General features: G+C 62.8%; 8 protein-coding genes. 5 read left to right on the top strand and 3 right to left on the bottom strand.

Annotated features, from left to right (window positions below; all coding sequences use genetic code 11):
* Positions 1 to 663: 663 nt before the first annotated feature.
* The gene (locus tag FQ755_RS27675; RefSeq protein WP_144158292.1) at positions 664 to 1,668 is read left to right on the top strand and encodes a LysR family transcriptional regulator; all 1,005 of its coding nucleotides are present in this window, start codon (positions 664 to 666) and stop codon (positions 1,666 to 1,668) included.
* Between the two features lie 30 nt (positions 1,669 to 1,698).
* Positions 1,699 to 2,697 (top strand): 2-hydroxyacid dehydrogenase, encoded by a 999-nt coding sequence (locus FQ755_RS27670; RefSeq protein ID WP_144158290.1) that lies wholly within the window; start codon positions 1,699 to 1,701, stop codon positions 2,695 to 2,697.
* Between the two features lie 31 nt (positions 2,698 to 2,728).
* Here FQ755_RS27670 and FQ755_RS27665 read toward each other — a convergent pair whose 3' ends face one another.
* Positions 2,729 to 3,253: a plasmid fertility inhibition factor family protein gene (locus FQ755_RS27665; RefSeq protein ID WP_144158288.1), complete on the bottom strand. Its 525-nt coding sequence runs from the start codon at positions 3,251 to 3,253 to the stop codon at positions 2,729 to 2,731.
* A gap of 424 nt (positions 3,254 to 3,677) precedes the next feature.
* On the opposite strand from FQ755_RS27665, the gene FQ755_RS27660 reads away from it, so the two are divergent.
* Positions 3,678 to 4,844: an MFS transporter gene (locus FQ755_RS27660; RefSeq protein WP_144158287.1), complete on the top strand. Its 1,167-nt coding sequence runs from the start codon at positions 3,678 to 3,680 to the stop codon at positions 4,842 to 4,844.
* A 46-nt stretch (positions 4,845 to 4,890) separates the two neighbouring features.
* On the opposite strand, the gene hmgA is transcribed toward FQ755_RS27660, so the two are convergent.
* Positions 4,891 to 6,273, bottom strand: a complete 1,383-nt coding sequence (gene hmgA / locus FQ755_RS27655) for a homogentisate 1,2-dioxygenase (protein WP_260858892.1) — start codon at positions 6,271 to 6,273, stop codon at positions 4,891 to 4,893.
* A 252-nt stretch (positions 6,274 to 6,525) separates the two neighbouring features.
* Here hmgA and FQ755_RS27650 point away from each other — a divergent pair, with 252 nt between their 5' ends.
* Positions 6,526 to 7,350 carry an EAL domain-containing protein gene (locus FQ755_RS27650; protein ID WP_144158285.1) on the top strand — a complete coding sequence of 275 codons (825 nt, stop codon included), beginning with the start codon at positions 6,526 to 6,528 and terminating at the stop codon, positions 7,348 to 7,350.
* A gap of 61 nt (positions 7,351 to 7,411) precedes the next feature.
* On the opposite strand, the gene FQ755_RS27645 is transcribed toward FQ755_RS27650, so the two are convergent.
* Positions 7,412 to 8,197 (bottom strand): IclR family transcriptional regulator, encoded by a 786-nt coding sequence (locus tag FQ755_RS27645; RefSeq protein ID WP_144158298.1) that lies wholly within the window; start codon positions 8,195 to 8,197, stop codon positions 7,412 to 7,414.
* Positions 8,198 to 8,368: 171 nt separating this feature from the next.
* Here FQ755_RS27645 and FQ755_RS27640 point away from each other — a divergent pair, with 171 nt between their 5' ends.
* Positions 8,369 to 9,559 (top strand): acyl-CoA dehydrogenase, encoded by a 1,191-nt coding sequence (locus FQ755_RS27640; protein WP_144158283.1) that lies wholly within the window; start codon positions 8,369 to 8,371, stop codon positions 9,557 to 9,559.
* Positions 9,560 to 9,645: the final 86 nt, after the last annotated feature.

Raw genomic sequence — 9,645 nt, 5'->3', positions numbered from 1 at the left:
TTCAAACATCGAGATCAATTTCTGGTCGGTATTCATTCGGTTCCCAACAAGAAAACGACTTTCGAGACCCGCCAATTTCGAATGTGGCGAACAGTCAGGCTGAAAATGATTTGTTCAGACCTTCCTTAGCACTGAATTACGACAATTATGAAAAAAAAATGGCCTTGTAATTTCTTAAAAGCTCATTCCAATTGATTGCTTCAGGTGAGACAACCACGCGTCACCGCAACGCAAATGCGTCGCTCAATTAAGAATGTGCTGCATTCAAACGGGTGCGGCCCCCGGTTCCGGTGTTCTATGCGGCGGCGCGGCAACGGCCGGTCAGACCGACAATACGGGCATACATGTCGATTTTTCGTGGAACTTCGCCACCATCATAACAATTCAGTTATCCAGATGAACGGCGAGTAGAATTTTTTTTCGTCATGACGATTCGATTTGTCAAATTCACGTTGCATACAAGTTAGACAACATGCCGCTTACGCAGATCGATACCAAAAACTCAATAAGTGAAATCAATAGATATTGTAATTCTTCGTAGGAGTCAATATTATTTTCAACAGCAGTTGCAGACCCCGTCATTCCGGCGGGCTCTGAGCAGGTCGCAGTACCGCAGCAAGCTCCATCCCCCCGGCTGTTCCCCAGGCATATGAGGCGAATGCAATGAACCAGATCCACGCTATGCGAGTCTTCGTCCGGGTAGCGGAAACTGAAAGTTTCCGCCGCGCCGCCCAACAACTCGCCGTGTCGAACGCCCTCGTGACGCGCTCCATCGCCACGCTCGAATCCCACCTGAAAACAAGGCTCATCAATCGAACTACCCGAAATCTGGCGCTGACCGAAGCGGGCACGCGCTACCTCGAAGGCTGCCGCGGACTGCTTGAAGAGCTCGACCGCCTCGAAAATGCGCTCGCCGACACTCAGGCCGAGCCTGGCGGCACGCTGCGGCTCGTCGCCTCCGGGGCGCTATCGCTGCTCTCGCTGACACCGCTACTCGACGGATTCCGGCGCCACTACCCGAAGGTCAAGGTGAGGCTTACGCTGACCGACCGGCGGGTCGACCTGATCGAAGACGGTTATGACGTCGGCATCGTGACCGGTTTTGTCGCGCCGAGCCAGGATCTGATCAGCCGGCCGGTCGGCACGCATTCGCTGGTGGTATGCGCCTCGCCCGCCTATCTCGACGAGCAAGGCGTGCCGCAAACCCCCGAACAGCTTGCCCTGCATGCGTTCATCGGGTTGTCGGCCGAACAGCCCAGCAGCACCTGGCACTTCACCGGCGCGGACCAGCGCACCGAAGAGGTCACGCTGCAGCCCGTCTACTCGGTCAATAGCGCGATGATGCTGCGGCTTGGCGTGCTGGCCGGCATGGGCATCGCCATCCTTCCCCAGCAGATGGTGGCCGACGACCTGGCCGCCGGTACCTTGACGGGCATCCTGAGCAACCATCGCGTGGACGACCCGGACGTCAAGGTGTCGATTGTCTATCCGAACCGGCAGTTCCTCGCGGCTAAAACGAGCACGTTCGTCGCCCACGCGCTCGCGCATTTCCATCCCGCGGTGTCGGACGTGGCCGACGAGAGCTTGCCGCCCAGCGTACAAACACCGCCGCCACCGCTGGCTGCCGGAGAGAGGCGGACCAGCCTGCACGCGCCACAGGACGCTTAAACTACTGGCATACCGTTCGCGGAGCCAATCATGCGCATGATCCTGTTCAGCAGCCGTCAGTACGACATCGACACCTTTAAAGAAGCCAACGCCAGTTACCAGTACGAACTGCACTTTCAGGAATCACACCTCGACGCCGAAACCGCGATCCTCGCGCAAGGCTTCGAGGTGGTCTGCCCGTTCGTCAACGACTGCGCGGACGCTGCGGTTCTCGAGCGTCTGCACGCGGGCGGCACGCGCCTGATCGCACTGCGTTCGGCGGGCTTCAATCACGTCGATCTGGCGGCGGCGCATCGGCTGGGTGTGACGGTCGTGCGGGTGCCGGCGTATTCGCCGCATGCGGTGGCCGAACATGCGGTGGGGCTGATTCTCGCGCTGAACCGGCGCTTGCCGCGCGCCGCCGCGCGCACGCGCGAAGGCGACTTCTCGCTCAACGGCCTGCTCGGCTTCGATCTGCACGGCAGGACGGTGGGCGTGGTCGGCACCGGCATGATCGGCCGCGTATTCGGCCGCATCATGGCGGGCTTCGGCATGCAGGTGCTCGCCTACGACCCCGGCACGCCGGCGCAGGATCTGCTCGCGCTCGGCGCCCGCTATGTGCCGCTCGATACGCTGCTCGCCGAAAGCGACGTGGTCAGCCTGCATTGCCCGCTGGTGCCGGATACCTACCATCTGATCGACGAAAACGCGCTCGCCAAGATGAAGCGCGGCGCCATGCTGATCAACACCGGGCGCGGCGGTCTCGTCGAAAGCAACGCGCTGATCGGCGCGCTCAAAAGCGGCCAGCTCGGCAATCTGGGGCTCGACGTCTATGAGGAAGAAGGCGGCCTGTTCTTCGAGGACCATTCGAACCTGCCGCTACAGGACGACGTCCTGGCGCGCCTGCTGATGTTCCCGAACGTGATCGTCACCGCGCATCAGGCGTTCTTCACTCGCGAGGCAATGATCGAGATTGCCCAGACCACGCTCGGCAATGTGTCGGCCTGGCGCGACGGCGCGCCGCGCAACGTGGTCTCCACGCGCGGCTGACACGTCTCGCCAACCGGGGCCTGACAAGCGCTCAGGATGCCCGGCCGTCCATGGTCTGACGAATCGCGGTACGGGCATCGTCCGCCGCGCCGCACACTTCGCGCAGCAACGCCACTTCGCGTTCGTGGACCTCGACCGGGAACCAGCGCGCGCCCGCGTCGGCCAGATAGCGCGCGCGATGCTGGCCGTTGCGAAACGCCACCACGCCTTCGTGTTCCAGTCCGAACCACCCCATCAATCCCGGCGCGCGACGCGTCGAGACCGTCACGTAAGGCATCTGCGGAATGCGTGGATTGTCAGGATCGAGAAACTCGCGTATTCCGCGCACCTTGCCCGTGTGCCATTCGTTGACGGGTTTCAGGACGTAGTCGGTGTTGTCGCGATTCGCGCAATCGAGCAGCTTGCGGGCGTCGACCAGCACGACCTGATGACGGGTGCCGTCGGCAATGAAGACGCGCTTCAGACGGACGTGGTCGTACCACGGGTGTTCGTGCAGCGGCACGATCCAGATAGGCTCCGCCAGGGGCGATTCGAGAGTCGGCGTAAGTAATGACATGGACAATGACAGGGGCAGACTCAATGGACCGGCTGATCGCACAAGCAAGAGCCGGCATGCTAAAAAAGCGCTAACCCTACGGTTCCGTCATGAAGTATATGTGACAGTGCTTAGCATTAATTAGACCGCATAGCGTGCATACAAAATACATGAGGCCACGGCCGAACATCCGCTGCAACGGCACTGCTCAAAGCGCCGCGGAGACAACAACGGCATCCGGCGCGGGCGGCAGTTTCCGCTCAGGCAGGTTGCGCTCGATTGAGCGAAAAACAACACCCTGCGCGGCACTCGGCATGGCACTTTTGGCTTAGGTACAATCCCTTAGCCGATTGCTTGATCGTTTGTCCTGCCGGCGCCCGCGCTCTCGCTCCGAAACGCGCGCCGGCCACGCGCCTCGCGCGGATCCCGTACCTGATTCCCCATCATGCCTTTGCCCTTGCTTGCTCTTGCCGTCGCCGCCTTTGGAATCGGTACCACTGAATTTGTCATCATGGGTTTGCTGCCCGATGTGGCCCGCGATCTGGCCGTGTCGATTCCGGCGGCCGGCATGCTGGTTTCGGCATACGCGCTGGGCGTGACCATCGGTGCGCCGATCGTCGCCATCGCGGTCGCGAACATGCCGCGCAAGAAGGCGCTGATGAGCCTGATCGCCGTGTTCATCATCGGCAACCTGCTGTGTGCCGTCGCTCCTGATTACAGCGTGCTGATGATTGCGCGCATCGTCACGGCGTTTTGCCATGGCGCGTTCTTCGGCATCGGCTCGGTGGTCGCCGCGGGCCTCGTGGCGCCGAACCGTCGCGCGCAGGCAATTGCATTGATGTTCACCGGCCTCACGCTCGCCAACGTGCTCGGCGTGCCGCTTGGCACCGCGCTCGGTCAGGCGGTCGGCTGGCGCGCCACCTTCTGGGCCGTCACCGTGATCGGCGTGCTGGCGGCTGCGGCGCTGGCGGTGTGCCTGCCGGCGAAGATCGAGATGCAGAAGGCGAGTCTCGTGCACGAGTTCACCGTGCTGAAAAACCCGCAGGTATTGATGGTGCTCGGCATTAGCGTGCTGGCGTCCACCAGCCTCTTCTCCACCTTCACCTACATCACGCCGATTCTCGAAGACGTCACCGGCTTTACGCCGCATGCGGTCACGCTCGTGCTGCTGCTGTTCGGCCTCGGCCTGACCGTGGGCAGCACGCTCGGCGGCAAGCTGGCCGACTGGCGCCTGATGCCCTCGCTGATCGCGTTCCTGCTCGCCATCGTCGTGATTCTCACCATCTTTGCCGGCACCATGCACGCCGCCGTGCCGTCGATGATCACGATTTTCGTCTGGGGTGTGCTCGCCTTCGCGATCGTGCCGCCGCTGCAGATGCTGATTGTCGATCGCGCGAGCCATGCGCCGAATCTCGCCTCCACGCTCAATCAGGGCGCGTTCAATCTGGGCAACGCCACCGGTGCCTGGCTGGGCGGCCTCGCGATCGGCGCAGGCGCGCCGCTCACCTCGCTGCCGTGGGTCGGCGTGGCGGCGGCCGCGGCGGCAGTCGGGCTGACACTGTGGTCGGTGCAGTTGGGGCGCCGAGCGCAGGGCGTCGCCATCCCCGGCTAAAAGGGCTTTATAGATGTGAGACGAGCGGCGCGGGCGCAGTTCGCCCTCATCGTTGCTGCGGGTCGAAATTTTTCTTGAGACCTTGCCAGCACTCGTAGTAATGCGCCTGCAATTGCGCGGTTTCCAGTGCGAAGCGGGTCGGCTTGATCAACGTGCGGGTCTCGAACATGAAGGCCATCGTGTCGCCCACCCTGTGCGGCTTCGAGGTATCGCTGTGCGAGGCTTTTTCGAAGGTGCCCGCGTCCGGGCCATGACCCGACATGCAGTTATGCAGGCTCGCGCCGCCCGGCACGAAGCCTTCGGCCTTCGCATCGTAGACGCCGTGCACCAGCCCCATGAACTCGCTCGCCACGTTGCGATGAAACCAGGGCGGCCGGAAGGTGTCTTCGGCGGCGAGCCAGCGCGGCGGGAAGATCACGAAGTCGAGCGTATCGACACCCGGCGTATCGCTCGGTGAATGCAGCACGAGGAAAATCGACGGGTCGGGATGATCGAAGCTGATCGAGCCGATCGTGTTGAAGCGGCGCAGGTCGTATTTGTATGGCGCGTAATTGCCGTGCCAGGCGACCACGTCGAGCGGCGAATGGCCGATCTCCGCGCGCCACAGATTGCCGTTGAGCTTCGCGACCAGTTCGAACGCGCCCTCGCGGTCTTCGTAGGCGGCGTGCGGCGTCAGGAAATCGCGCGGATTGGCGAGACCGTTCGAGCCGATCGGCCCCAGATCCGGCAACCGCAACAAGGCGCCGAAGTTTTCGCAGACATAGCCGCGTGCCGCGCCATCGGGCAGCGTCACGGCAAAACGCACGCCGCGCGGGATTACCGCGATCTCGAACGGCTCCACGTCGAGCCGGCCGAGTTCAGTGGCGATATGCAGGCGGCCTTCCTGCGGCACGATCAGCAACTCGCCATCGGCGCTATAGAAGAAGCGCTCCTGCATCGAACGGTTGGCCGCGTACAGATGGATCGCGCACCCGCTCATGGCTTCGGCTGAACCGTTGCCGGCCATCGTCACCCAGCCGTCGATGAAGTCGGCCGGCTCGGCGGGCATCGGCAGCGGGTCCCAGCGCAACTGATTGGGCGGCGTCGGCGGTACGTCATGAAAGTCCGCCACCAGACGATGCGACGGCAGTGCCGTGAATGGCTGATGCACGGCCGCCGGACGGATCCGGTAGAGCCACGTGCGGCGATTGTGGCTGCGCGGCGCGGTAAAGGCCGTGCCCGACAGTTGCTCCGCATATAGACCGTAGGCGACGCGCTGCGGCGAGTTGCGGCCTTGCGGCAGCGCGCCCGGCAACGCTTCGGTGGCGAACTCGTTGGCGAAGCCGCTTTGATAGCCCGCGTCGATCCCGGGGTGCGCGCGGCTGCTGCCGGGCTTATCCGTGCTGCTGTCCGCCGTGCGGCTCGTGGGGTTGGAAGTGCTCGTGTCCATCCAGATTCTCCGTTGAAACCCAGTACACCCGCGGAGCAGCGCAAACGCGCCCATCCCCTGGTATTTCTGTAATTTACGAATGGTAAAACGAATTACGGGTGGTAAAACTAACGTTAACCCTCGTCGATCGGTGCGAACCCGATATCGTTAGCAGCATTTTGTTAATGTGACAGCGGTGTGGACTGCTACCATCGATAGATGCGGCCCTCGCCCGCCTTTCGATGCGCGCACCACGCGCCACCACAGCCACTCATGATCCCGCAGACCGTTACCCAGCTCGTCGCCCGTGCCGCCGACCATCCGTTTCTCGGCGAACACCTGGTGTTGGGTGAAGGCGCTTATCACGACACCGCGCTGGCCCGTTTCGACGGGCTGGAGCTCGCCAGCGCCTACGAGCCGATCTTCGACATCAGCGTGCATGCGCTGGCGCAGTCGCTCTCGGCCGCGCCGGAAAGCGTGGACCGCTTCGGCGACGAACTGGGTTTCCAGGCGGTGACGCTACGACTCGACGGCGAGCCCTTCGATCCGTTCGACCGCATCGAGGACGACCCGCAACTCGTCGCGCTCGACCGGATGTCGCGCGCGCTGCATGCGATCAATTTTTTCGGTGCGCAACGTCACGGGCTGTTGTTCCTGCGGGTCCACGAACGCCTGCTGAAGAGCGTGAAGTATGACCACGGCCGGCACTTCTCGACGGTGCTGGTGTCGTTCGGGCTGAATCCGTCGCGTATCGTCATCGAGTTGCCGGCGGCCGCCGTCGCGCATCGCACCTTCCTCGGTTATCTGACGAAGAGTTATCAGCGCTATGGCTTCAAGGTGGCGGGGAATCTGCCGAACGCCGGCCAGATCCTCTCGGTCTCGGATATGGCGCGGCTCGACTTCATCAAGATGGACGCGGGCCTCGCATTGCGCGACGCCATGGTGAAGCCGCTGGTGGGCTATGCGAACCGCTTGCGGATTCCGCTGATCTTCAACCGGGTGGCGGACGAGGCGCAGTTCGACCTGCTGCAGCAGTACGACGTGCGCTTCGTGCAGGGGCCGCTGTTCGCGGCGCATAGTCATAACGGGACGGTTTGACGCCGCCGACGGCTTGCTCCGTGCATCGGGCGGCGCTGGCCCGCCTCGCCAGGCGACGTATTCAGCCCGTATCGCCGAGCCGCCGCGCCAGCGCCTTTAGACGCGGCGCGACGCTGTCACGAAACACCATCTCGTCCATCGACGACGCCGGCCCGCTGCAACTGAGCACCAGCCATCGACCGTCGCGCGGTTCCCGAAACGGCACCGCGACGGCATTCACGTCGTCGTGCCAGGCGCGGAACGAATAGCAACATCGTTCGCGCGCAAAGGCAGCGATTTCCTTTTCCGCATCCGCCACCAGCGCCGCGCCCGGCTTGCCCGCGGCCTTCTTCAACTCCGCCATCAGCGCGGCGCGGGCGTCGGGCGGTTGTACAGCGAGATACGCCCGCCCCATCGAACTCGTCAGCATGGACAGCTTCGAGCCCGAGGCAAGGCCCAGCGTCAGCGCCGTCTCGCTGCGGATCGTCTCCAGGTAGATCATGTCAAGCCCGTCCCGGCATCCCAGCGACACCGCCGCCCCCACCTCGCGCGCGAACGCGCGCAGATGCGGCCGCGCGAGTTCGAGCGTGTCCGTGCCCGAGAGCAGCGCGAAGCCGAGTGACAACACCCCGGCATCGAGCGCATATTTGCCTAACGCCTCGTCGAGGCGCAGATATCCGAGCACCGTCAGCGTGTAGGCGAGGCGATTGACGGTGGCTTTCGGCAGACCCGTGCGTTCGACGAAATCGCGGTTGCCGAGCATCGTCTCGCCGGGCCGGAACGCCCGCAACAGGTCGAGACCACGCGCCAGTGCGACGACGAATTTGCGCTCGTCGAGCGGTTCCACGGGAGTAGATGCAGGCGTCATCGGGTGATACACTCGGGTCTCATTTGCAAAACATTGTTTCGCATAGCGGAACTTCAGTCAAGTGCGCAATTGGGCATGTCATTGAGCACGCTGCTGAACCATTCATCAGCCAGATCAGGCAACGTCACACGTTTCAAAGTCACATCAGAGCCGATTCAGGAGATACGCATCATGGCCGACGCCGCGCAGTTTCACTGGGAAGACCCGCTGTTGCTGGATCAGCAACTTACCGAAGATGAGCGCATGGTGCGCGACGCCGCCGCGGCCTACGCGCAAGACCGCTTGCAACCGCGCGTGCTCGAGGCGTTCCGGCATGAAAAGACCGACATCGAGATCTTCCGTGAGATGGGCGAACTCGGCCTGCTCGGCCCGACCATTCCTGAGCAGTACGGCGGCCCCGGCCTGAACTACGTGGCATATGGCTTGATCGCGCGCGAAGTGGAGCGCGTGGATTCGGGCTACCGGTCGATGATGTCGGTGCAGTCGTCGCTCGTGATGGTGCCTATCTACGAATTCGGCTCGGACGCGCAAAAGCAAAAATATCTGCCGAAGCTCGCCAGCGGCGAGTGGATCGGCTGCTTCGGCCTCACCGAACCGAACCACGGCTCCGATCCGGGCAGCATGGTGACGCGGGCGAAGAAGGTCGACGGCGGTTTTTCGCTGTCGGGCGCGAAGATGTGGATCACCAATTCGCCGATCGCGGACGTGTTCGTCGTCTGGGCCAAGCTCGAAGAAAACGGCAAGGACGCGATTCGCGGCTTCATCCTGGAGAAGGGCTGGAAAGGCCTGTCCGCGCCGACGATCCACAGCAAGGTGGGCTTGCGCGCCTCGATCACGGGCGAGATCGTGATGGACGAAGTGTTCGTGCCGGAAGAGAACCTGCTGCCGAAGGCGAGCGGTCTCAAAGGTCCGTTCACCTGCCTGAATTCGGCGCGCTACGGCATTGCCTGGGGCGCGCTCGGCGCCGCCGAGTCGTGCTGGCACACGGCACGTCAATACGTGCTGGACCGCAAGCAGTTTGGCCGTCCGCTTGCCGCCAACCAGTTGATCCAGAAAAAACTCGCGGACATGCAGACCGAAATCACGCTCGGCCTGCAAGGCGTGCTGCGCCTCGGCCGTATGAAGGACGAAGGCACCGCGGCGGTGGAGATCACTTCGATCATGAAGCGCAATTCATGCGGCAAGGCGCTGGACATCGCCCGCCTCGCCCGCGACATGCTCGGCGGCAATGGTATTTCAGACGAGTTCGGGATTGCGCGGCATCTGGTGAATCTTGAGGTCGTCAATACATACGAAGGCACACACGACATTCACGCGCTGATTCTTGGGCGTGCGCAGACGGGTATTCAGGCGTTTTTCTGATTTGCCGGGCTTTCGCTGACGTCAGCTTCTAAACGTAAGCGTGGCCGTACCCATGAGCGCGTGCCGAATGCAAAAGGCCAACCCAG

The organism is Paraburkholderia sp. BCC1885 (assembly GCF_900996235.1).
Lineage (GTDB): Bacteria > Pseudomonadota > Gammaproteobacteria > Burkholderiales > Burkholderiaceae > Paraburkholderia.
The sequence above is the reverse complement of the archived record's forward strand: the minus strand, read 5'-3'. Positions and strand labels throughout refer to the sequence as shown.

What these genes read in the sequence shown, in the direction of transcription:
- FQ755_RS27675 (WP_144158292.1), top strand. Translation starts at nt 664, where the DNA reads ATGAACCAGATCCACGCTATGCGAGTCTTCGTCCGGGTAGCGGAAACT.
- FQ755_RS27670 (WP_144158290.1), top strand. Translation starts at nt 1,699, where the DNA reads ATGCGCATGATCCTGTTCAGCAGCCGTCAGTACGACATCGACACCTTT.
- FQ755_RS27665 (WP_144158288.1), bottom strand. Translation starts at nt 3,253, where the DNA reads ATGTCATTACTTACGCCGACTCTCGAATCGCCCCTGGCGGAGCCTATC.
- FQ755_RS27660 (WP_144158287.1), top strand. Translation starts at nt 3,678, where the DNA reads ATGCCTTTGCCCTTGCTTGCTCTTGCCGTCGCCGCCTTTGGAATCGGT.
- hmgA (WP_260858892.1), bottom strand. Translation starts at nt 6,273, where the DNA reads ATGGACACGAGCACTTCCAACCCCACGAGCCGCACGGCGGACAGCAGC.
- FQ755_RS27650 (WP_144158285.1), top strand. Translation starts at nt 6,526, where the DNA reads ATGATCCCGCAGACCGTTACCCAGCTCGTCGCCCGTGCCGCCGACCAT.
- FQ755_RS27645 (WP_144158298.1), bottom strand. Translation starts at nt 8,197, where the DNA reads ATGACGCCTGCATCTACTCCCGTGGAACCGCTCGACGAGCGCAAATTC.
- FQ755_RS27640 (WP_144158283.1), top strand. Translation starts at nt 8,369, where the DNA reads ATGGCCGACGCCGCGCAGTTTCACTGGGAAGACCCGCTGTTGCTGGAT.